This window comes from Qipengyuania seohaensis, from assembly GCF_002795865.1.
Lineage (GTDB): Bacteria > Pseudomonadota > Alphaproteobacteria > Sphingomonadales > Sphingomonadaceae > Qipengyuania > Qipengyuania seohaensis.
The window spans coordinates 1,049,761-1,071,761 of sequence record NZ_CP024920.1; the positions used below are offsets into that span (position 1 = coordinate 1,049,761).

The 22,001-nt window shown below is 61.4% G+C and carries 18 protein-coding genes; 9 read left to right on the forward strand and 9 right to left on the reverse strand.

Annotated features, from left to right (window positions below; all coding sequences use genetic code 11):
* Positions 1–6 precede the first annotated feature (6 nt).
* The 4 genes from CVE41_RS05095 to CVE41_RS05110 all read left to right on the forward strand — a co-directional run bounded on the left by CVE41_RS05095 (position 7) and on the right by CVE41_RS05110 (position 4,315).
* On the forward strand, positions 7–765 hold the full coding sequence (locus CVE41_RS05095) for a hypothetical protein (protein ID WP_100259676.1): 759 nt from the start codon (positions 7–9) through the stop codon (positions 763–765).
* The gene (locus tag CVE41_RS05100) at positions 765–1,073 is read left to right on the forward strand and encodes a polyhydroxyalkanoic acid system family protein (protein WP_100259677.1); all 309 of its coding nucleotides are present in this window, start codon (positions 765–767) and stop codon (positions 1,071–1,073) included. The genes CVE41_RS05095 and CVE41_RS05100 overlap by 1 nt, the downstream gene beginning before the upstream one ends.
* A gap of 135 nt (positions 1,074–1,208) precedes the next feature.
* Positions 1,209–1,745 (forward strand): biliverdin-producing heme oxygenase, encoded by a 537-nt coding sequence (locus CVE41_RS05105; protein ID WP_157799414.1) that lies wholly within the window; start codon positions 1,209–1,211, stop codon positions 1,743–1,745.
* On the forward strand, positions 1,742–4,315 hold the full coding sequence (locus CVE41_RS05110; protein WP_100259679.1) for an HWE histidine kinase domain-containing protein: 2,574 nt from the start codon (positions 1,742–1,744) through the stop codon (positions 4,313–4,315). Before CVE41_RS05105 ends, CVE41_RS05110 begins: the two co-directional genes overlap by 4 nt.
* A gap of 6 nt (positions 4,316–4,321) precedes the next feature.
* Here CVE41_RS05110 and CVE41_RS05115 read toward each other — a convergent pair whose 3' ends face one another.
* On the reverse strand, positions 4,322–5,047 hold the full coding sequence (locus CVE41_RS05115) for an energy transducer TonB (protein ID WP_100259680.1): 726 nt from the start codon (positions 5,045–5,047) through the stop codon (positions 4,322–4,324).
* Between the two features lie 51 nt (positions 5,048–5,098).
* Here CVE41_RS05115 and CVE41_RS05120 point away from each other — a divergent pair, with 51 nt between their 5' ends.
* Entirely contained in the window at positions 5,099–7,927 is a 2,829-nt protein-coding gene (locus CVE41_RS05120) for an ATP-binding protein (protein ID WP_198507727.1), read from the forward strand.
* A 75-nt stretch (positions 7,928–8,002) separates the two neighbouring features.
* Here CVE41_RS05120 and CVE41_RS05125 read toward each other — a convergent pair whose 3' ends face one another.
* From CVE41_RS05125 to CVE41_RS05135, 3 genes are all read right to left on the reverse strand, one after another.
* On the reverse strand, positions 8,003–11,278 hold the full coding sequence (locus CVE41_RS05125) for a TonB-dependent receptor (RefSeq protein WP_100259682.1): 3,276 nt from the start codon (positions 11,276–11,278) through the stop codon (positions 8,003–8,005).
* Between the two features lie 267 nt (positions 11,279–11,545).
* Positions 11,546–12,487 (reverse strand): isopenicillin N synthase family dioxygenase, encoded by a 942-nt coding sequence (locus CVE41_RS05130; protein WP_100259683.1) that lies wholly within the window; start codon positions 12,485–12,487, stop codon positions 11,546–11,548.
* A gap of 14 nt (positions 12,488–12,501) precedes the next feature.
* Positions 12,502–13,830 (reverse strand): NupC/NupG family nucleoside CNT transporter, encoded by a 1,329-nt coding sequence (locus CVE41_RS05135; protein ID WP_100259684.1) that lies wholly within the window; start codon positions 13,828–13,830, stop codon positions 12,502–12,504.
* Between the two features lie 136 nt (positions 13,831–13,966).
* Between CVE41_RS05135 and CVE41_RS05140 the strand changes: the two genes are divergently transcribed.
* Positions 13,967–14,656 carry a queuosine precursor transporter gene (locus CVE41_RS05140; RefSeq protein ID WP_100259685.1) on the forward strand — a complete coding sequence of 230 codons (690 nt, stop codon included), beginning with the start codon at positions 13,967–13,969 and terminating at the stop codon, positions 14,654–14,656.
* Here the strand turns inward: CVE41_RS05140 and CVE41_RS05145 are convergent.
* From CVE41_RS05145 to CVE41_RS05155, 3 genes are read right to left on the reverse strand one after another with little or no spacing between them, the layout of a single operon-like run.
* Positions 14,653–15,168, reverse strand: a complete 516-nt coding sequence (locus tag CVE41_RS05145; protein WP_100259686.1) for a DUF421 domain-containing protein — start codon at positions 15,166–15,168, stop codon at positions 14,653–14,655. The genes CVE41_RS05140 and CVE41_RS05145 overlap by 4 nt on opposite strands.
* A 32-nt stretch (positions 15,169–15,200) precedes the next feature.
* Positions 15,201–16,187 (reverse strand): radical SAM protein, encoded by a 987-nt coding sequence (locus tag CVE41_RS05150; RefSeq protein WP_100259687.1) that lies wholly within the window; start codon positions 16,185–16,187, stop codon positions 15,201–15,203.
* Positions 16,184–17,599: a dihydrolipoyl dehydrogenase family protein gene (locus tag CVE41_RS05155; protein WP_100259688.1), complete on the reverse strand. Its 1,416-nt coding sequence runs from the start codon at positions 17,597–17,599 to the stop codon at positions 16,184–16,186. Before CVE41_RS05155 ends, CVE41_RS05150 begins: the two co-directional genes overlap by 4 nt.
* Positions 17,600–17,703: 104 nt before the next feature.
* Here CVE41_RS05155 and CVE41_RS05160 point away from each other — a divergent pair, with 104 nt between their 5' ends.
* A complete protein-coding gene (locus CVE41_RS05160) occupies positions 17,704–18,717 on the forward strand; it encodes an SDR family oxidoreductase (protein WP_100259689.1) in 1,014 nt (337 codons plus the stop codon).
* Here the strand turns inward: CVE41_RS05160 and CVE41_RS05165 are convergent.
* Together CVE41_RS05165 and CVE41_RS05170 are read right to left on the reverse strand one after the other, a co-directional pair.
* Positions 18,714–19,436, reverse strand: a complete 723-nt coding sequence (locus CVE41_RS05165) for a glycosyltransferase (protein ID WP_100259690.1) — start codon at positions 19,434–19,436, stop codon at positions 18,714–18,716. The genes CVE41_RS05160 and CVE41_RS05165 overlap by 4 nt on opposite strands.
* Positions 19,433–20,008, reverse strand: a complete 576-nt coding sequence (locus CVE41_RS05170) for a TIGR04282 family arsenosugar biosynthesis glycosyltransferase (RefSeq protein WP_100259691.1) — start codon at positions 20,006–20,008, stop codon at positions 19,433–19,435. Before CVE41_RS05170 ends, CVE41_RS05165 begins: the two co-directional genes overlap by 4 nt.
* Positions 20,009–20,091: 83 nt before the next feature.
* Between CVE41_RS05170 and CVE41_RS05175 the strand changes: the two genes are divergently transcribed.
* On the forward strand, positions 20,092–21,120 hold the full coding sequence (locus CVE41_RS05175; protein ID WP_100259692.1) for a mannose-1-phosphate guanylyltransferase: 1,029 nt from the start codon (positions 20,092–20,094) through the stop codon (positions 21,118–21,120).
* Entirely contained in the window at positions 21,117–21,917 is an 801-nt protein-coding gene (locus CVE41_RS05180; RefSeq protein WP_100259693.1) for a class I mannose-6-phosphate isomerase, read from the forward strand. Before CVE41_RS05175 ends, CVE41_RS05180 begins: the two co-directional genes overlap by 4 nt.
* The last annotated feature ends 84 nt before the right edge of the window (positions 21,918–22,001 follow it).

Below are 22,001 nucleotides of genomic sequence, written 5' to 3' on the forward strand. Positions count from 1 at the left end.
ACAGCCTTGAGCGACCTCAGCCGAGATTCCGACCGCATCCTTTCCGAAGGCAGGGCACTCGTGCGCGACAACCAAGAAGGTGGCCGCCATCGCCGCGCCGTGTCGATCGGTGAAGGATCGGCCCGGGTTCGCCGCAAGAACTGGACGAAACGCCTGACCTATTTCGTCGGCGCCGTCTTCACGATCCTCGTTGCGGGATCGGTCGCGGGGCTGGTGCTCGACGGGATCGGTTTCGTCGGAGTGATGGCGATCGCTCTCGCGGTAGTCGTGGCTGCAGCGGTCTTTTCGAATTACCCCAAGGTGAAGGTCCCCAAGCGGTCCGACATCAACAGGGGCGACGTGAAGCAGATGGTGAGCCGCACCGAATTATGGCTCGAAGCGCAGCGCCCCGCCCTGCCCCCGCCGGCCGTGAACCTCGTCGACCAGATCGGCGTGCAGCTCGACAATCTCGGGTTCCAGCTCGAAGGCCTGGACCAGAATCACCCCAAGGCGCGCGAAATCCGCAGCCTGGTCGGTGAACAGCTTCCCGAAATGGTCGACAGCTATCGCAAGATCCCGGCGCATCTCCGCACCGAAAAGCGCGCCGGCGCAACGCCCGATGAACAGCTGACCGGGAGCCTCTCCAAGATCAGCGGCGAAATCGATTCGATCACACGCCAGCTGGCAGAGGGCTCGCTCGACGATCTGGCGATCAAGCACCGGTTCCTCGAATACAAGTTCGGCGAAGGTGCCGAAACCAGCCCGCAACTGGAGCACAAGAGCTGATGCGCGTCCCGATCTCCCACGATCTTCCCAAGGAAGAAGTGCGCCACCGCCTTTCCAGCCGCAGCCACGAAATCGCCGATGTCGTGCCGGGCGGCATGGCGGAAGTCGACGTGTCCTGGCCTGACGAAGACACCATGGCGGTGAACGTCGTCACCATGGGACAATCGCTGAATTCGCGGGTCCTGATCGAGGACAAGCAAGTGGTGTTCGAAGTCGACCTGCCGATGGCCCTGAGCTTCGTGAAACCGATGATCGAGAGCGCGATCCGCTCCAAGGGTGAAAAGCTGCTAAGCGCTCCTAAAACCTGACCATCAATTTTTTCCGCGACAGCGGGAACTCCGTTCGCTTTCAGTCGCTTGGTGGTGAGGACCGTCATTCTGGCGGCCCGTTCGTGTTCGCTTGCGGCCCCCCGACAGCCGAACACAACCGCGGGGGGAGCGGGTTTGAGACAAAGACTACGCGCGGCCACGGCCCCGCTGCACGACCGACTAGACGACGCGATGGGTGCTCTGCCCGTCGGTGATGACAGTTCTTTTGCGCGGTTCCTCACCATTCAATACGCCAGCCGGCGCTATCTCGACGCGGGTTTCTCCGATTACCGGCCCGTGCAGATCGGCGCTCCTCCTTCGCAACTCGACCTGATTGCGCGCGATCTCGAGGTGCTCGGTGGTGCCCCGGCGCAAATTGCGGGAGGCGCCTCATTCGAATCGACAGCTGCGGCGTTGGGCGCGGCCTGGGTCCTTGCGGGTTCGTCCATGGGAAATCGCGCTATGCTGGCCCAGCGACGCAAGCTCGGCCTCGGCCATGCGGACGCCTTTCTCGCCGACCCGCGGATGCCTGACTATTTCCAATCTCTCCTGCCATTGCTAGCGGGCGATTTCGACACTCTTGAGCAAGACCGGATGATCGATGGCGCGACCCTCGCCTTCACGACCTTCCTGGATGTGCTTGCCCGAACCGAATTGAAAGAAGCCGCATGAGCGCCCCCGATTACCAGGTCGATCTGACCAATTGCGATCGTGAACCGATCCACCAGCTCGGGCGCATCCAGAGTTTCGGCGCGCTTGTCGCCGTCAACACCGATTGGCTGGTCTCCCAACGATCGGCGAACCTTGAAGAGATGCTCGGGCTCGACGAGGAGATCGAGATCGGCAGCCGGCTCGGCGATGCGCTGGCCGGCCCGGCAATCGACCAATTGCGCAGCGCGGTTAGCGGGATCATCGACAACAACCAGATCGAACGCTTGTTCGGCCTCGACCTGCGCGGCGACGGCACGCTGTTTGATTGTGCCCTGCATTGCTCCGGCCCCTATTCGGTCATCGAGATAGAGCGGCACAAGCAAGGCGACATCAGCCGCCAGCTTGGCCTCCTGCGCCCTGCCATGCAGCGCCTCGAAAAGCTGGACGACCTAGACACCTTGCTGGAAGAGGCCGCGCGCCAGGTGCGCACGACGCTGCACATGGACCGGGTCATGGTCTACCGGTTCCACGGCGATCTTTCCGGCGAAGTTGTGGCAGAATCGGCGCGCGGCGATCTCGAGAAATTCCACGGCCTTCGCTATCCCAAGTCGGACATTCCCGCCCAGGCGCGCGAACTCTATGTGCGCAATCGTTTTCGCATCATCAGCGACGTAAACGACGAGCCGGTCGCGATTGAACCCGGAATGACCGCAGAAGGTGCGCCGCTCGACCTGTCTATGAGCACATTGCGTGCCGTCTCGCCCATCCACATAGAGTATCTGCGCAACATGGGCGTCGAGGCTTCGCTCTCTATCTCGATCGTAATCGGCGGAAAGCTGTGGGGCCTGTTCGCCTGCCATCATTATTGCCCCAAGTTCCTTCCCTATTCGCAGCGCACCGCCGCCGAACTCTATTCCGAAATGGTATCGCTGCTGATCGAGCGCGCGCTCAACAAGAAACATGGGCAGCTCCGCGATCGCGGGCGCGAGGTGCATGACCGGCTGATGCGCGATATCGTCGCCGGGCAAAGCCTGTTGCAAAGCCTCCCGACCCTCGATCCGGTGATCGGTCAGATCATTCCGCATGACGGAATCAGCATCTTCGTCGACGATATCTACAAATTGAGCGGCAAGGGCCCGAACGAGGAAGAATTCCGGGCGCTCGTCAAATCCCTGAACGCGGCGGCCACCAGCCGGGTATTGGCGGTGGACGAGCTACCGGCTCGCTTCCCCCGCGCCGAGCGGTTTGCAGACCGCGCTGTGGGAGCCTTGATCATCCCCGTATCGCGCTCGCCGCGCGACTATCTCGTGCTTTGGCGCTCCAGCCTCGCTCAGGTCGTCACCTGGGCGGGCAATCCCGACAAGCCGGTCGAAATGGGTCCGAACGGTGCGCGCCTGACCCCGCGCAAGAGCTTTGAAGCGTGGCAGGAAACGGTCGAAGGCAAAAGCAACCCCTGGACCGAAGGCGAATTACAGATGGCAGACCAGCTGCGCGTAAGCCTGCTGGAAATCATCCTGCGCCTGACCGACAAGGACCTGGAAGAACGGCGCAAGGCGCAAGCGCATCAGGAATTGCTGATCGCGGAACTCAACCACCGCGTGCGCAACATCCTCAACCTGATCCGCGGCCTGATCAACCAGTCGCGCGGCGATGCACGCGATATCGAGACTTTTACCGAGATAATCGGTGGTCGGGTTTCCGCGTTGGCGCTCGCACACGACAATATCACCAAGGGCAATTGGTCATCGGCGCCGCTCGGCGAATTGATCGACAGCGAGGCGAAGGCGTACCTAGCAGGGAAAACCGACCGCCTGCGTGTGAGAGGCCCCGAGGCCCAGATCAACCCTGAAGCCTATACGGTGCTCGCCCTCGTCCTCCATGAGATGATCACGAACTCGGCCAAATACGGAAGCTTGAGCGACAGCACCGGCCTGCTCGAGATCACCACGCGGCGCGACTACGACGATTCGCTCGTAATCGACTGGACGGAAAGCCAGGGCCCGCCAGTGAAGCCCCCGTCCCGGCGCGGCTTCGGATCCACCATCATCGAGCGGTCGATTCCGCACGAATTAGGCGGCGAGGCCCGGGTTGATTACAAGCTTAGCGGGGTCGAAGCGAGTTTCCGGGTTCCCGACCGTTTCGTCGAGTGGGACGGGGCTGCAGAGGCCACTAGCGGACCTGCGGACAGCGAAGCGGATGGTATTTCAAACTCCGAAACAGACAGCGACACAAAGCCTGCCCCCGGCAGCGTGCTGCTGGTCGAAGACAGCATGATCATCGCCCTCGATGCCGAAGATTGCCTCAAGGAACTCGGCGTGGCGCAGGTACGCGTGGAAAGTTCGGTCGCAGGCGCAATGGAGGCGCTGGCGAAAAACGAATTCGAAGCCGCCATACTCGACTACAATCTGGGCGGCGAGAACAGCGAGGCAATCGCCAAAGAGCTGGCTGGACGCGGGACTCCGTTCTGGATGGCTACCGGCTATGGCGAAATGAAGGACCGCGTCGAAGAGCTGGGCGCGCGGGGGCTCTTGACCAAGCCTTATGGCAAGAAAGAGCTCGAAAAGCTGCTGTCCGATCTTGCGGCCGGCTGAAGCGCCCTAGTTGAAGAACCGCTGCTGGTAATAAAAGGGCGCGGCAACCGGCTGCCCCTCGGCGTTGCGCGCAGGTTCAAACCGCAGCTGTTGAAGCGCGAGGTCGCACACTTTCGCATCGGTCTCGGGAAACGGACTCGGCCGGTAGACTGAACAGCTCGTGGCGCGGCCTTCTGCCGAAACCCGCAGCTTGACGATGACCGACTTGCCGATGCGCGCTTCCCGACCGCCAGGCGGTATGGGGAAAGCGCTGGCATCTGTGATGGCCCGCACGAGGACAGGCTTGGTTGCGGCCACACCGCCCTGCCCGCCGCCGCCGCGGCCAGCACCTGTTCCGAGGCCGCTCCCCGCCGCGCCAGTCCCGGTACCGCTATCGGTTGCGCCTGAATCGGTCGCCGTACCGGTCGACGATGCACGCGGGACAGGACGATCTTCCCGAACCTGTTGCTTGGGGGTCGGGGCAGTGACCGGTTGGGGCACTGCTTCGCGACCGGGATCGCCCTGTGCTCCCTCATCGGGCTCGGGTTCGACTTCCGGCGTTTCTTCGGGCGGCGCCGTGACGGTCACCGTGAAGGCGGAGACAACTTCACGTTCCACGGTGGCGACAACGCCGGGCGCGAGGCTACGTATCAGTGCGTAGAAGATACCGATGTGAATCAGCAATATAAGCAGGATAACCCAGCCGTTGGGCCGTCTCTTTTGGGTGCTGAACCGGGAGTGTGCTTCGCTCATTGCCTCTCAACGGGAAATCGGGCGGCCGCGTTCCACGGCCCGAAAGGTTCATTGCCGAACCTACGAGGAGATGCTGATATCGCAAGTCTTCCTACGAGAGCCGATTTCCTCAATCGATCCGTCCTGCCCGATCGAAAAAGCCTGATCGCGTCTATCGTCGGCTTCGCCGTCTTTGGCGTACTTGCTTTTATCAGCATCGAACTGACGCGCGGAGACGGCCGCATTGCAGTGGTCTGGTTGCCGAACGCCCTGGCCGTGGCTGCATTGCTGCGCTTGAATGTCCGGAATGAACAAACCGTCCTGTTGGCGCTGTTCGCCAGCAATCTCACCGCCAATCTGTTTGTCGGCGACCCATTTTCGACTGCTGCCATCCTGTCGACCGCGAACTTGGTCGAAATTGTCATCGCCCTGCACCTGGTCCGCAAATTCGCCAGCGCGCACCCGACGATGGACGATATCAGCGACTTGCTCTGGTTCGTGCTGGGCGCCGGCCTGATTGCACCGCTGGCTTCTGCAACGGTTGCATCACTCGCGCTCGCCGGGGGCAATATAACATCGCTGTCCGGCGTGCTGCAGTGGGCAGCATCCGATTCGCTGTCGATGGTAATTATCGCTCCTGCGGTCCTCGTCGCGTGGGACGCACTGTCCGAACCGCGCTGGCCCACACGCAGGGAAGCGGCGGAATGGATTGGGCTTACGATGGTGGGCACTTCGGTCACCTTGATGGTGTTTATCCAAACCTCCTACCCGCTCCTCTTCCTCGTCCCGCCGATTATCATCTGCCATGCCTTCCGATTGGGTGCGCTCGGGACGGCTTTCTCCGTAATGAAAGTCGCGACGATAGCTATTCTGGCCACGCAACTGGGGACGGGTCCGATCAATCTGCTGACCATGCCCCTCCATGCCCAGTTGCTCGTCCTTGAGGCCTTCCTCGCATCGTCGGTTCTGGTGGGCTTCCCGGTCGCCGCAATCCTTTCCACACGCAAGCGACTGACCGACGAGATTGTCTCCAGACGCAAGCAGCTGGCCCTGCTTACCGAAAATATAACCGACGCCATCCTGCGCTATGATCTTCATGGCGTGTGCACCTATGCCTCGCCCTCCGTCGCACGGGTTCTGGGCGCTCCACCGACCGATTTCCTCGGCATGACTACGGGGGAGAGGGTGCACCCCGAAGCGCGCGACAAGGTCGCCCGGGCCGAGGAACGACTTCTTTCCGGAAAAAGTCGCAGCGAGCGCTTCACCTACCGGCGATTCCTGGACGGCATCGATGGAGAGCCCGTCTACATCGAAGCCGACTGCGCTATCGCCTACGACCACGCCACGGGCGACAAGGAGGGCATCGTCGTCTCCGCCCGTGACGTAACCGAACGCGTGGAGCTGGAAGGGAAGCTGAAGCGGGCCATGCGCCACGCGGAAAACGCCGCACGCGCCAAGGCCCAGTTCCTGGCGAACATGAGCCACGAAATACGCACTCCGATGAACGGCGTCCTTGGCTTCGCCGACCTGCTGACGCGGATGAAGCTGGATCCGGATGCGGAACGGTACGCCGATCTTATCGCGCGCTCCGGCCGTTCGATGATGATGCTGCTTAACGATATTCTCGACATTTCGAAGATCGAGTCCGGCCAGCTCGTCATCAATTACGAGACGTTCGACCTGCCCCGTCTCGTGGAAGATTGCGCACGCCTCCACATGGCAGGCGCAAACCAGAAAGGCATCGAACTAACCGTCTCGTGCCCCGATGACATTCCGACGCACATACAAAGCGATCCGCTGCGTTTGCGGCAGGTCCTGCTCAACCTCATCGGCAATGCAGTCAAGTTCACCCAGAACGGCGCCGTTTCGGTAAGCGTTCTGCAAGACGGTGCGCAATTGGCAATTTCGGTCGAAGACAGCGGGATCGGCATCGATCCCAAGCGGTTCGAGAACATTTTCGATCCCTTCATTCAGGAAGAATCCAGCACCACCCGGCGGTTCGGCGGAACGGGGCTGGGCCTTTCGATTTCGCGCCAGCTTGCCGAATTGCTGGGCGGCAATCTGACGGTCGACTCCATGCCTGGCGTCGGATCGCGGTTTACGTTGCGCATCCCCTTGCAGGAAGTCGACATCGATCAGGTGGTAGGTGATACACCGGAGAGACGCGCCGCAAACAGGCTTGCGCCACCGCCTTCGGCCAGCGTGCTTCTGGCAGAAGATCACGATGTAAACCGGATGCTGGTGACGGCCATGCTTGAGGAGTTGGGGCAGCGCGTAACCGTGGCACACGATGGCGCGGAAGCCGTGAAAATGACCCTCGATGCGGCGCAGAGCGAAGCGCCCTTCGATCTTGTCCTGATGGATATCCAGATGCCGGGCTGCGACGGCTACACCGCCACACATACAATTCGCAAGAACGGGGTTTCGTGCAACCAGCTTCCGATCATTGCGCTCACCGCCAACGCTTTCCCGGAGGACATCGCCGCCGCACAGGAGGCCGGAATGCAAGGTCATCTTGCAAAGCCACTCGTCTTCGAGGAATTGACCGCAACCCTCGCCCGGTGGCTGCCCGTGCGCATCGTGACAGAAGAAGCCGGAAGCCGGCCCGTAGCGCCTATCAAGGCGTCCGAGAGGAAACCTTCCGCAGAACTGCTGGAGCGCTGGAGGGAGCGGCGGTCGGAAGCTCTGGCGGCTGTAACTGCCGCGGTCGAGCAGGACATCCTCGAAGGTATGCATGTCGAAGAGCTGGCGAGAACCGTGCACAAACTCGCCGGGACCGCCGGCATGTTTGGCGAAGAAGCGTTGGGCAAGAAGGCTGCTGCGCTCGAACGGGCGCTGCGTTCGGGCGTCGAACCGATCGTACGGCGCAAACTAGCCGAAGAATTGCTGGCCACCGCCTGAGCGTTTGACCTAGCCAAAGAAAAAGGGCGGCCCCCGCTGTGGGAGCCGCCCTTCGATATTACGGGATACTAGTAATTAGAACTCGTAGGTCAGACCGAACTGGATCTGCCATACTGACGGCGAGCGCGCCGCCCGCTGCTCGATTTCGCCAGTATCCGGGTCACGCGGGTCATCGAACGATTCGAAAACGTAGTTTCCTGTCACGGGATCGATCGTCGTCGCAACCACCGGCTGATTATACTCGAAGCCAACCTGGCGCAGCGTATTCCAGCTGCTGTTGATCAGGTTCAAAGCATTCTCGACGTCGAAGATGAACTTGAACCGGTCACTGCCAAAGAAACCGGGGAGTTCCTGCGACAGACGCAGGTCCAGATCCCAGTAATCGTCCGAGCGGAACTCGTTACGGCCGACAATCTGACCGCGATACTCGTCGAGGCCGCTTTCGGCGATAAACGAGTTGAACGCCTCAAGGTCGAAGCCGTCGGCATAGGTAACATTCGCATCACCTTCAGCCGGCACGTAGAGGAGCACACGGTCTTCGAAGCAGCGGCTGTCGCCGAACGGGTTGATGTCCGTGCCGTCCGAGCAGAAGAAGCCGCGAGCAACCGAAGTGTCGAAGTTGTAGCTGTAAGGCTGACCGCTGCGATACTTCAGGAAGAAGGTCAGGTCGGTGGTGTTCTCACCGAAGAAGTCCTTCTCCAGGTTCAACCGGAAGATGGCGTTGTGCGCACGCGATGCGTTTGCATTGCCGGCTTCCGGGTTGTTCACGTCGATCTTCGAGAAGTTGCCGTAGTTCGAAACGGCACGGCTCGAGGTGAGCGGCTGGATTTCGGTCGCATCCTGGAACGAATATGCGAGCGTCCAGCTACCTCCGATGCCGAGCGGGCCGTTGTCCTGATACCAGCGATCGCTAAGCGATGCGCTAAAGACATGCGCTTCGCCGCCTTCGCCATTGGTCAGCAGATAGTCGCTGGTGAAGCGACCGCGGCAGACCGACGAGACGCCGGGGTTGGTGGCGCAATCCGGGTCGGAAAAATCGACCTGGCGATAGAGCGGACGGCCGTCGGGGGCAGTACCGGTCTGTGCCAAAGTCAAATCCTGCACGAAGAGCGGATCGTACGACTTCGAGTAGATATAGTCGAGCATCAGGCGCGGGCCAAAGTCGAAGATGTGGTCGAAGCCGAGGTTCGCACGCAGGAAGCGCGGGATTTCGAAGTCGGGATCGATGGCGTTCACTTCGCCGTCACCCGCAACCAGCAGGGCCTGCGCGCCAGTCGGCGGGCTGAAGCCGTCGGTGGTGAAGCCATCAGGCAGGTCGCGTTCGTCGATATCGTCCAGAGCGACACCGTTGTTGGTGAAGCTATTGGAGAAGATCACGGACGGGTCACCGCCCGAGAAGATGCCGACGCCGCCACGGATGACCGTGTCACCTGCGAGGCCCAGATTGCCTGCGTCGTAGCGGAAGCCGAAGCGCGGCTGCAGCACATCGAGCTTGTCGAAAGCGTTCGAGTTGGAAAAACCATAACGCTCAACGAAGGTCTCGTTGTAAACCGGACGACCGTTACCATCATAGAAGTCGTAGCGGAGGCCGGCCTGCAGCGTCAGGGCCGGCGTGGCGAGCCACTCGTCCTGGATGTAGAAGCTGAAGATCGAACGATCGAAGATCGCTGCCGCATCGTCGCGGTTGCCCGTGGGCGAGCCACGGAAGTCGAAATCGTCCGGCGTCTGGTTGCGCAGCGCATCGAAGCTGTCGAACACGGCGGTGCCGTTCGCATCCTGGATGAACAGGTTGAAGACGTCGAAGTTGTCATATTCACCGCCGATGGTGAAGGTGTGATCGCCTGCGGTGAGGAAACCGGCAACCTTCGCCTGGGTGGTCTTGGTGCGCAGGTCGTTCGCCTGACGGAAACTGTCGGGGCCGAGGAAGACCGAACCGCCGCTCGGGGTCACGACTTCGAACTGCTGGAAGTCGACACCGTTGAGGCTGTCCTGGAGGTCCTTGTTCTCGATGCGCGAGAGACGGACTTCGGTCGAGAAATTGTCCGACCAGTCGCTGAAGAAACGCAGCGAGTAGGAGTCGATCTCGTTACCCGACTGGTAGTAGTTCGACGACAGGCCGAGTTCGTTGAAGCGCGCATTGGTATTCTGCGGAGTCACGAAGTCTTCGCGGGTGCGCTGGTAGTTGAACGCAACGCGGTGATCGTCGGAGATGTTGGCATCGAGACGCGCAAGGAAACGTTCCGTGCTGCGCGGGATCGACGACAGAATGGTGCCAGCCTCATAGCCGTAGACATCCTGCATGATCTGCTGGATCTCGGCGATTTCGGCCTGCGTAATCTCGTCGGCTTCGTTGGTGAAGCCCGAACCGGCCGGACCATCGTCGAGGCCGGCAGTGCCGTCTTCGCGGTCGTAGGTCATGTGGAAGAAGAGGCGATCGCGGATGATCGGGCCACCGACGTATGCGCCGTATTTTTTGGTCTCGAAAGTTCCGAGGCTGACCTCTTCTCCGTCTACCGTGTTCCCGACGAGGCTGTCGTCGTTATAGTAGAAGAAGGCGCCGCCGTGAAATTCGTTGGTGCCCGACTTGGTGACAACGTTGATGTTACAACCCGAAAACAAACCGTACTGGACGTCGAACGGAGCGAATTCGACCGAAACGGCCGAAAGTGCTTCGAACGGGAAGGGCTGAGATTCGCTCGGGAAGCCGGAGTCGTTGAGGCCGAAGCCGTCATCCTGGCGAACGCCGTCGACGGTCAGCGAGTTCACGCGGGTCGAGGCACCGAGGCAAGAAACCGTACCGCGGTTCGAAGAACTGTCCGGGAAGGACGAGTCAAGGACAACACGGGGGTCGGTCTGGATGACGTCGCGGATGTCGCGGTTGAGCGAGGGCTGTTCTTCTAGAACTTCGAGACCGAAGGCGCTGCCCGGGCCGAGCGCGCGGGGGCTGGTCATGATCGACTGTGCAGTAACGATGATGACGTCTTCGCTTTCGACTGCGGTCGCCGATGCCAGTTCGAAACGGAGCGATGCCGTGTCGGACAGCGTGACGAAGACGCCCTCTGCTTGCTCACCCTGATAGCCTGCCGCGTTGGCAACGACGGTGAACGGACCACCGACTTCAAGGTTGCGGAAGCTGAACGAGCCGCTGGCGGTCGTCTGCACGCGGGTCTCGCGACCGGTACGCGTGTCGGTCAACACGACTTCGGCACCCGGAACCGGATCGCCTGTTTCGGTTGTAACGACGCCCTGGATGGCCGAGGTAACTTCCTGCGCAGCAGCAGGAGCAGCGACCATCCCAGCGGTAGCCGTGAGGCTGACCGCGCTGGCCGCGAGAAGATATTTGAACTTCATCGAGAAGACCCCTTCGTCTCTTCGGGTGTGAATTTGCTTTGTTGGAAGCCCAGCCCCGCTAGGCCGTGCATGTTTCCGCAAAGCGGTGGTTTTATGACAGAGTCAAGACAGCAACCCACACCCCTGATTCACCATGGCAACACTTACCGGTTAAGCGTTGAAAAACAGAAGCTTAGGTGCGTTGCAAAATTGCATCACCGGGGAAATTTTTATGAATTGATGTGCGGCGGCGCAATTTCCCTTTCGAGATTTGTTGCGCCGCAGCAATCAGGCCAGATTGATCTCGCGCAAGCGCTGCATCAGGAAATCATGGCTCGAAATCGGTTCGGGATGCGCATCGGGGCGCTCCGGGTCGATGCAGCTTTCCAGCGTCTCGATCGTGTAATCGGGCCGGAAATGCAGGAAGAACGGCATCGAGTAGCGCGCCCGATAGGCCGCTTCGCCGCGCGGGTTGACCACGCGATGCGTCGTCGAGCGCAGCTTGCCGTTGGTCAGGCGGTCGAGCATGTCGCCGACATTGATGACCAGCGCACCTTCGGGCACGTCGACAGCCTTCCACTCGTCCTGCTTGGTCAGCAATTCGAGACCCGCCTCTTCCGCACCGAGTAGGAGGGTGATGGTGTTGATGTCGCCGTGCGCAGCCGCGCGGATCGCGCCTTCGGCTTCCTTGCCTTCGAGCGGCGGGTAGCGCAGCAGGCGCATCACGGAATTGCCGTCTTCGACAGTCGCGGCGAAGAAGTCCTGCGGCAGGCCGAGGTGAAGCGCAATCGCTTCCAGCACGCGCCCGCCCGCCTCTTCGAAGGCGGCGTAGAGCTCGCTGAAAGTCTGGCGGAAACCGTCAACTTCACTGGGCCAGACATTGTCGGCCATGAATTGCGAAAGAGGATGTCCTTCGGGCAGTTCGCGTCCAACGTGCCAGAATTCCTTCAGGTCGTGGACGTTGGCGTCCTTCGCCTTCTCCGTGCCGAAGGGCGTATAGCCGCGCGCGCCGCCACCACCCGGGATGTGATAAGCTTTCTTCACATCGTCAGGCAGGGCGAAGAATTGCTTCGACATATCTTCGGCCCGGTCGATCAGGTCCTGCGGGATGCCGTGATCGCGGACCACGGCGAAGCCGTATTCCTGGAAGCTACGGCCCAGTTCGTCGGCAATGGATGCGAGCGGCTGTGCCAGTGACACAACCGCAATATCGGTGTTCGAGTCGGTCATAATGAATGCGGCCCTTAATACGGCAGGAAGAGTCCCGCCAGTGCTGCGCTCATCAGATTGGCTAGGCTACCGGCGGCGAGCGCGCGGATACCGAGTTTTGCGATGACGGGTCTTTGATTTGGCGCAAGGCCGCCCGTCACCGCCATCTGGATCGCAATGGAGCTGAAATTCGCGAAACCACACAGCGCGAATGTCACGATTGCGCGGCTGCGATCGGTCAGCATGCCGGCGTCCATTCCACCAAGCTGGATGAAGGCGACGAATTCGTTGAGCACGATCTTCGTGCCGAACAGCCCGCCAGCCGCCCCCGCCTGGTCCCACGGAATGCCGATGAGGTACATGACCGGAGCGAACACAAAGCCGAGCAATTGCTGGAAGCTGATATCGGGATAACCGAACCAGCCGCCGATACCGCCGAGTATGCCGTTCGCAAGAGCCACCAGCGCCACGAAAACCATGACCATCGCGCCGACGGCGACGGCAAGTTTCACACCGGTCTGCGTACCTTGCGCAGCTGCTTCGATGACGTTCGCGGGTTTGTGGCCCTCTTCGAATGTCTCGGCCACTTCGACTTCGTGCGGGCGGCCGCTTTCGGTGAGGGCCGCGGGTCCGTCGCCGCTGATGCGCGCATCGGGCAGCTTCACATCCGACAGTTCTGCCGCGTCCTTTGCCAGATCGCTCTCGTCGTCGGGCATGATGATCTTGGCCATCAGGATGCCGCCAGGTGCGGACATGAAGGCGGCGGCCAGCAGGAACGGCACCGCCTCGGCACCGATGAAGCTGGCGTAGGCTGCCAGGATCGTGCCTGCGACGCCGGCCATGCCGACGCTCATAAGCGTGAACAGGCGGCTTGGCGTGAGCGAGGCGAGATAGGGGCGTACAACCAGTGGGCTTTCGGACTGGCCGACGAAAATATTCGCCGCGCTGCCCAGCGCTTCCACCTTGCTGATGCCGGTGATCCAGCCGATCGCACCGCCGACCCATCGCACCAGGCGCTGCATGATGCCCCAGTGGTAGAGGATCGAGACCAGGGCTGCGAAGAAGATGATGACCGGAAGAGCGGCAATCACGAATGTGTTGGTGAAGGGGTTCGCTTCCATCGGGCCGAAGATCGCGGTGATACCGGCCTTCGAATAATCGAGCAGTGCGATGACGCCGTTCGACATCGCCTCGATCGCCTCGACGCCCCAAGGGGTGCGCAAGACCAGCAAGGCCATCAACGCCTGGAGCGCGAAGGCTGCCCCGACGACACGCAGCTTGATGCGGCGCTTGCCTGTCGAGATCAGGAAGGCGATGAAAAGTATCGCGAGGATACCGAGAATATTAATTATGAAAGGCGGCATTGCGGACCCCTTCGCGATGCGACTAGTTGCGGATGAAATCAGCCGCTACCTTGCGCGGCGGCTCCGCTTAGTCAATTTTCGCGCGCTCCGCCAGCTTCGGCTGTCACCAGTTTGATAAGATCGGCCCAATCCAGACATGACCGACCAACCGGCTAATGAATCCCGCCTTGCCGCAGCAGCAATGCCGCTGGGCCTATTCGTATTCCTCGTGCTGTATGGCGGCCTGACCGTTATCGCGGGCGTCCTTGCGTTCAAGCAGGTGCAGCTCTGGCCGACCCAGCTGGCTGTCGAATCGGGCATCTTCGCCTTTCTCGGCCTGGTCGTTATCTCGAGCACGATCGCACAGCTCTACGGAGAGAAACTGGCGCGCAGGCTGGTATGGTGGGGTTTCCTACCGCTGGCCGTGTCGGCGGCGCTGATCTTACTGGTCATGTCGCTCCCGGCCTCGCCGGAAATGCTGGCATATCGCAGCACCGATCTCGACGCGTTCAACACCGTCCTTGCCCAGACGCCGCGTATCATGGCCGCAGGGCCCGCTGCATATATCGTCTCGCTGCTCCTCAACGTGTGGATTTTCTCCCGCCTGCGCGGCACCGGAGAAGCCAATACGCTGGGGCTCATGGCCCGTGGTGCGATCGCATCCGCGCTGAGCCAGGCAATCGATTCGGTAATCTTCGTGACGCTGGCGTTCTACGGCCAGTTCGACATCACACCGCTGCTGATCGGGCAGGTCCTGGCGAAGGTCGCCCTCAGCATCGTCCTCGTGCCGTTCCTGATCACGGGCGGTGTGGCGCTGGCCAAATACCTCGACAAGAATACCCTCTAGGCTTCCTCGACATCCTGGGTGAGGCGCTCGTCGAGCGTCTCGCCGTGCAGAACCGAAACGTCGCCGGTCGCTTCCAGGACGACTGCGCGGACTTCGTCGAAATGCATGACATTGGCTTCGCGCAGTTTCGCGATCAGGTCGCTGTGCGCCACGCGCGTCTTGGCGAGCGCTTCTTCGTCAATCACGCCGTCGCGCATCAAATAGACAGGGCAATTCTGGATGGCCGCCTCGATACTCTCCGACTGGCGCCGCAGGACAGCCGCGGAAACCTGTACGACAAACAGCATCGCGATCCCGACAAGAATCTGGACATAGGCGCCCCATTCGGTGACCTGGCTCGCACTGGCCAGCAACGAGCCGAGGGCGACCGTCATCACGAAATCGAAATTGGTCATCTTCGACAGCGACCGCAATCCGACAATGCGGATCAGCAGGACTATCCAGACCAATGCCAAGGCGGTGAGGATGGAGCCGCGCGCGGCAATATCGAGCCATTTTTCATCGAAGAACATGGCCCACCAACGACCATGCGACAGATAAGCTCCTAGGCCGAGCAGCTGGCCCCGCCCAGAACGCAGAAGCGCGCGCAATGGGGATGGTTGAGAGCGACATCCTGTCTGGCCTCTTCAAGTGTAGCGCCGAGCAGGAAATCCGGATCGTACGGGATCAGCGTGCAGGCTGCGACTTCCGGCGCGTCCCTGCCCTTGCGGTGGACCACCATGCGGCTGCTTGCGCACATGATATCGGACGGAGACTTGCCGAGTATGTCCCAGCACCCGGTCGAGATCTCGGCGATGTCCTTGCCTGCGTCCATTTCGGGGAAGAGCACGAGCCGAGCGGGATCGAACGCGTCGATAGCTATCCCCTCGGTCTCGAACAGGCGCGCGTAGTTTGCGCGCGAATCCTGCTCGCCCTCCATCGGCAGCAGGCGACCCGCGACAGCGATCGAAAAACCCTTCGCCGACAGCCACGCCAACCCGTCCATCGCAGGTGCCCAGCTGTTCGCCCCGCGTTCGCCCTCGTGAACGGCCTGCGTATGGTGATCGAGGCTAACCCGTAAAGTCAGCTTCTCGCGATAGGTGTCGAGCAGGTCCAGCAACAGCGCCTCGTGCCGTCGCATGGGCCGCATGGCGTTCGTGAGTATCAGGACCTCGAAGCCCCGCGCGAGGCTGTCTTGCAGCATCGCCGGGAAGTCGGGGTTCATGAAGGGTTCGCCCCCGGTAAACCCGATCTCGCGCGTCCCCATTGCCTCCGCTTCGTCGAGGAAGCGGGGGGCGTCATCGGCGCCGAGGTATATCAGCGCGTCGTTGGTGGGGCTGCTCTCGATGTAACAGGTCGCGCAGGCGAGATTGCACAGCGTCCCGGTGTTCAGCCACAGCGTGTCCAGCCGCGACAGGGGAACGCTTGCGCGCGGCTCGCCCTTGGCCGTCCATTGCGGATCGGAAAACTTCTCCGCCGGCAGTCGCTCACCTTCGACGGCGAACGGGGACGGCCCCACGGGGGCGTTGCGCATCTTGGCTTGCCTGCTCATCCCAGCCGGCGGCGCAACGAGGCGAGGAAACCAGCCCATTTCTTCGGGATCGGACCGAAGACCGTTGGCTCCCACGCCTGAAATGCGGTGGCCTTCGTAATCTCGCTTCGTGTCGGATAGGCGATGATCGCTGATCCGAGTGCGAATGTGCTGCTCTTGCCGGTAATCGTCTGGCTGAACGGCAGGAGCAACTCGCCCACGTTCTTTCCGACAAGGCTGGCGCCGACCACCTTCTTGCCCTTGAACATGACCTTCACCTGGCCCTTGTCATTGCCTTCGGTCAGGGCGCGTTCGTTGTCGTGGAAGCTTTCGGTCACGACGCGTATCGCATCGCCGTGTTTTTCGCGCGCTTCGGTTTCGGTGAGACCGATCTGGGCTACTTCCGGCTCTGTATAGGTGCACCAGGGAAGCGCGGTGTAATCCACCTTGGTCGGCACGCCGAGTGTGATTTCGAGCGCCACGTTGGAACCTTCATAGCCCGACACATGGGTGAGACGGGGACCATCGCGGCAATCACCGATAGCATAGATGCCCTTAACCGAAGTGCGGCGGCGCTGGTCGGTGATGATCCCGCCCTTCCCCATCTCGACGCCGATGTCTTCCAGACCGAAGCCCCTGCAATTGGCCAAGCGGCCAGTGGCAATCAGGAGGTGGGAGCCGGCGATTGTTTCATCGCCGACCGTCAACTCGACGGCTCCGGTAGAGCCTTTCACAGCAGAAGCCAGGCCTTTGACGAAGCGTACACCTTCGCTTTCCATCGTCTCGCGCACGATGGCGACACTTTCGCGGTCGTCGCGGCCCATTAGCTCGCCCGGTTCCACCACGGTCACCGCGCTGCCAAGGCGCCGGAAAGCCTGCGCCATCTCCATCCCGATCACACCGCCACCAACGATTACGAGATGATCGGGCAGCTCCTCGATGTCGAAGATGTTCTCGTTAGTGAGGTAAGGCACCTCGTCGACGCCATCGATGGGGGGCACGGCGGGTTTGGACCCGGTCGCGATCACGATGCGCGGTGCGGTGAGCGTACGGCCGGCGACTTCGACCGATTGTGGCCCGGTGACACGCGCCCAGTCGCGAATGACCTCGCAGCCCATTTCTTCGAACCGTTCTTCGCTGTCATGCGGTTCGATCGCGGCGATCACCTCGCGGATGTGCCGTTTTACCCCGCTCCAATCCACCTTCGGCGCGGCGAGCGTTACGCCATAGCGTTCGCTGTCGCGTGCCTCTGCGGCGCGCTTGGCTGCGGTGATGAGGGCCTTGGACGGTACACAGCCGTCGTTGAGGCATTCGCCCCCCATCTTGCGGCCTTCGATCAAGGCCACGTCGAGCCCGAAAAGCGCGCAGCCTCCGGCGGCTGTAAGGCCAGCGGCTCCGCCCCCGATCACGATAACGTCATGAGTAAATTTCATTGCTTGTCCCGTAACCGAATTTGCTGAAGATGCGAACTTTCTCGCAATATCCTTCCTATTCGGCGGAAAATTCCCATCGGTTACATCATGCAAAAGCGCGGCACATGAGAGTGCTGGTCACTGGCGCGGCCGGCCTTCTCGGCGGCGAGATCTGCGCGCGACTGGTGCGTGCGGGACACCAGGTAACAGGGCTGGTCCACCGTAATCGCGATATCCGCGCCAACGACGGATCGCCGGTCGAAATCGCGACGATCGCGGGCGACGTTTCCCATCCTCAATTCGGTTGGGGAGAGGACGAATTTGCCCAAGCAGCCGCATCCCATGACTTGCTGGTCCATTGTGCGGCGACGGTACGCTTCGACCTCGAAGAAGCCGATTACGCTGCCGTCAACGTGGATGGTACGAAGCACGCCCTGTCGCTCGCCCGGAAAGGCGAAATGGACTTCCTGCATGTTTCGACTGCCTATGTGTGCGGCAGGCGGGATGGCACGATCCTCGAAAGCGATCCTCTGCCGGAGACCGGTTTCGCCAACGGCTACGAAGCGAGCAAGGCCGCAGGGGAGCGGCTGGTCCGCGCGTCAGGTCTGAGGTGGGTGATTGCCCGCCCTTCCATCGTTGTCGGTGCGCATGAGAGCGGGGCGATCCGCCAGTTCGACACCACCTATGCTGCGTTCAAGCTGATTGCGGAAGGACGGGTGAGACATATGCCTGCCCGCATGGACGCAACGCTCGACTTTGTGCCGATCGATCATGTGGCATCGGGCATCGCGGCGCTGGCGCAAGCCATGGAACAAGCCGCAGGAAAGACCTTCCATCTCGTCTCTGCCCAGCCGCTGCCCGTTGCGGAATTCACTGGCGCCATTGGCGAATTCCCGCAATTCCAGGAACCGGAGCTGGTCGAGCCCCGCAATTTCGACCCCGCCACCCTGCCTGCATTGGAGCGGCGGTTGTTCAAGCGCGTGGCCGGACTTTACGCGAGCTACTTCCAGCGCGATCCCCACTTTGATAATGCAAACCTGCGCGAATTTCTGGGAATGCAATGCCCGCAAACCGGGCGCGCCTATATCCGCCGTCTCATTCAGCACTGCATCGAGGTGGGTTTCCTCAAGCGGGACTAGCGGACGTCGGGATAGTGTTTCGCCATGCGCGAACGCAGGCCGAACGCCCACAGCATCCCGACCTTGAAGTAGATCCAGTTGGCCTTGAGCGCGCCCCATTCGGCTATTCGGCGGTCCGACGTGTAGACCTTGCGCGGGACCATCCGGACTTTCCCTAGCCGCGCGAGCTTCACGCAAAGGTCGGCCTCTTCCATTACCGCATCGCCTGGCGTGCAGCCGCCAATGGCCAGGAAGTCCTCGCGTCGGAAGAACATCGCGTGATCGCCGAACAGCAGGCGCACGCCCTGAAAGAAGCGATGCGGCCGGGTCAGGAGCGGCGCGTACCAGGTCTTGGCCCAGTTATGCAGGGTCGTGCCCCAGCGAATCTTCTCCGGTCCGCGGATGACAGGGGTGAAACTGGCCAGCGCAATACGGCGATCCGCCAGCGTGCTCTCGATGACTTTCACCATGTCACAGGGCGGCAGAGTATCGGCATGGACGACGCAGACGTACTCCGACAGAGCAGCTTCGACACCCGCGTTGATCTGTTTGGCCCTGCCCCGTTCCGCGGAGAGGATCCGCCATCCTGCATCCCTCGCGATCCGCACCGTTTCATCCACGCTGCCGCCATCGACGAGGAGGATTTCGGCAGGCGGCGGCACAAGTTCGGCAAAGCGGGCGACGAGCGCCGGGAGAGCCTTGGCTTCGTCAAGCACCGGCACAAGGAGCGTGGTGCTCATTCGTATTCCGGCCAGGCTGCAAGGTCTTCGGCCGTGTCGATATCAGCCAGTTCGGGAAGTATCGCCGGCCCGATACCGCGCGCTGCGAGGCGCACGAGAGTTTCCGGCAGGACCTTGGGAGTCGACCATTCCATATCCTCGAACAGGAAAGGCATGCGCTCACGAAATCCGATCAGGTAGTAGCCCCCGTCATTTGCAGGCCCCAGAACCACGCTGCGATCTTCCAGCGCACCGTCCGCGGCCTGCAGCAAGGGTACGCTGATACCGGGGCAATCGCTCCCGATCAGGAGAGCGGGGCCTTCTACCGCGGCCATTTTCGCACCCAGATCGCCCTCGCCCTGGTCGACAACCGCGGTATTGGCACCGAAGAGGTCATGGAATGCCGCGATTTCCCCTCCGGTGACTCGCAATTCGAAATCCAGTCCACTGTCCTTGGCGGTTTGCACCGTGTGCGCGAGTAACCGAGCGTAAATCCGCGCAGCGCCCTCTTCTCCCATCGCGGGTATCAGGCGGGTCTTCACCTCTCCCGGCACTGGCAAACGGGCGAAGATGGAAAGCTTGGGTGAGAACATATTCGATGCCGTAACGACTGGTCGCAATCCAAGGCAAGTAAACGATGACTTGGGCATGAAGCGCTGCTAGTCGCCACCCAATCATGCCAACGATACATCCCATTATCCTCAGCGGCGGGAGCGGAACACGTTTGTGGCCTCGCAGCCGCCGCAGCCACCCCAAACCCTTCCTCCCTCTGCTTGGCGATCGCACGCTGTTCCAGCAGGCTCTCGACCGTGCTTCGGATTCCTCTCTTTTCGCACAGCCCATGATCGTCGCCGGCGAGGCGCATACGCGTTTCATCGCCGAGCAGGCTGGAGAGCATCGACTTGTCGTCGAACCGGCAGCAAAGAATACCGCCCCAGCGATCGCGCTCGCGGCAAGCCTGCTACCGCGCGATGCCATTATGCTGGTCTGCCCGAGCGACCATCACATCGCCGATGAGCAGGCGTTCATTGCCGGCGCACGCCACGCCGCATCGCTGGCCGCCGATGGCAATCTCGTCAGCTTCGGCATCGCGCCCGACCGGCCCGCAACGGGTTACGGCTACATCAAGCTTGGCGACAGCTTGGGCAATGGCCACCGGATCGAGCGGTTCGTAGAAAAGCCCGATCTCGAACGCGCGCGGGAATTCCTGTCATCCGGCGACTACGTCTGGAACGGCGGGATATTCGCCTTCCAGGCAGGCACATTTCTGGATGAACTGGCCGCTCACCGGCCCGATATGGCCAAGGCGGTTGCCCTTGCAGTCGAAGGCGGCAGCTGGTCCGGCAATCGCTTCGATCCCGACGCGCAGCACTTTGACGCAATAGCGGGCGAAAGCGTCGATTACGCCGTGATGGAAAACACCGCCCAGGCCGCAGTGGTCGCAGCCGACATGGGGTGGTCCGACATCGGCGACTGGAATGCGCTGTTCGAGGCGCGCTCAGCCCAAGGCTCCTCCGACACCATCATCTCCGGCGCGGCCGAAGTGAAATCGGCAAAATCGGTGATGATCGACACGGATGGCCCCCGAGTGTCCTTGATCGGCTTCGACAATGCGATCGTGGTCGTCGACGGGGATGAAATCCTGGTCCTCAATCGCGATTACGCCCAGGGAGTCGGGAAGCTGGAAGGGGCGACAAACCAATGAGTTCGGGACGCCTTGAGATCAAGACCGTCGAGAAAGTGTGGGGGATGGACAACCTGCCCGCACCCTTTACGCGGGACGACCAATCGGCGCGGATAGGCGAGATATGGTTCCAGCCGTCGACGGCGATGACCGAACTTCTTGTGAAATACCTTTTCACCAATGAAAAGCTGTCGGTCCAGGTGCACCCCAACGGGGAAGCCAGCCCGACCGGGTGCGGCAAGGAGGAATGCTGGCTCATCCTCGACGCGCAGCCTGGCGCCAAGCTGGCAGTAGGCTTCGTTCGCGAAGTTTCTGCAGATGAAATGCGCGCAGCGGCGCTCGATGACACGATCGAGGATCTGCTCCACTGGCGCGAAGTCAGAACCGGCGATTTCTTCTATATCCCGGCAGGCACGGTCCATGCACTCGGTGCGGGACTGACATTGCTGGAGGTTCAGGAGAATACCGACATCACTTATCGGCTCTACGACTACGGTCGTCCGCGCGAATTGCACCTCGACGAAGGTCTGGCGGTGTCCAAGGGGCAACCCTATCCCGACGATCTCTCGCAAACGGTCCCCTCCGACCAGGAAATCCTGCTGGTCGACGGGCCGCAGTTCACCCTCGCACAAGTTATCGGGCAGCCTTCGCAGGACATTGAGTCCCGCTTTGCAGGGCCAGTGCAGGTTATGCCGCTCTCCGGATCGGTCATGATCGGGGACAGCATGATCGAGCCGGGCCAGAGCGCGCTGGCAGACACGCTCCGTGACGTCGCCTTTCAGGAAAATGCACGAACGATGATCGCTCGCCCAAGCTAGGCGAGAGCGGCGCTCGACCCGTTCCCTCACTACCCCTGACTCCAAGAAACAGCCGGTGACGTGAATTATTTTCCGGCCATCGGA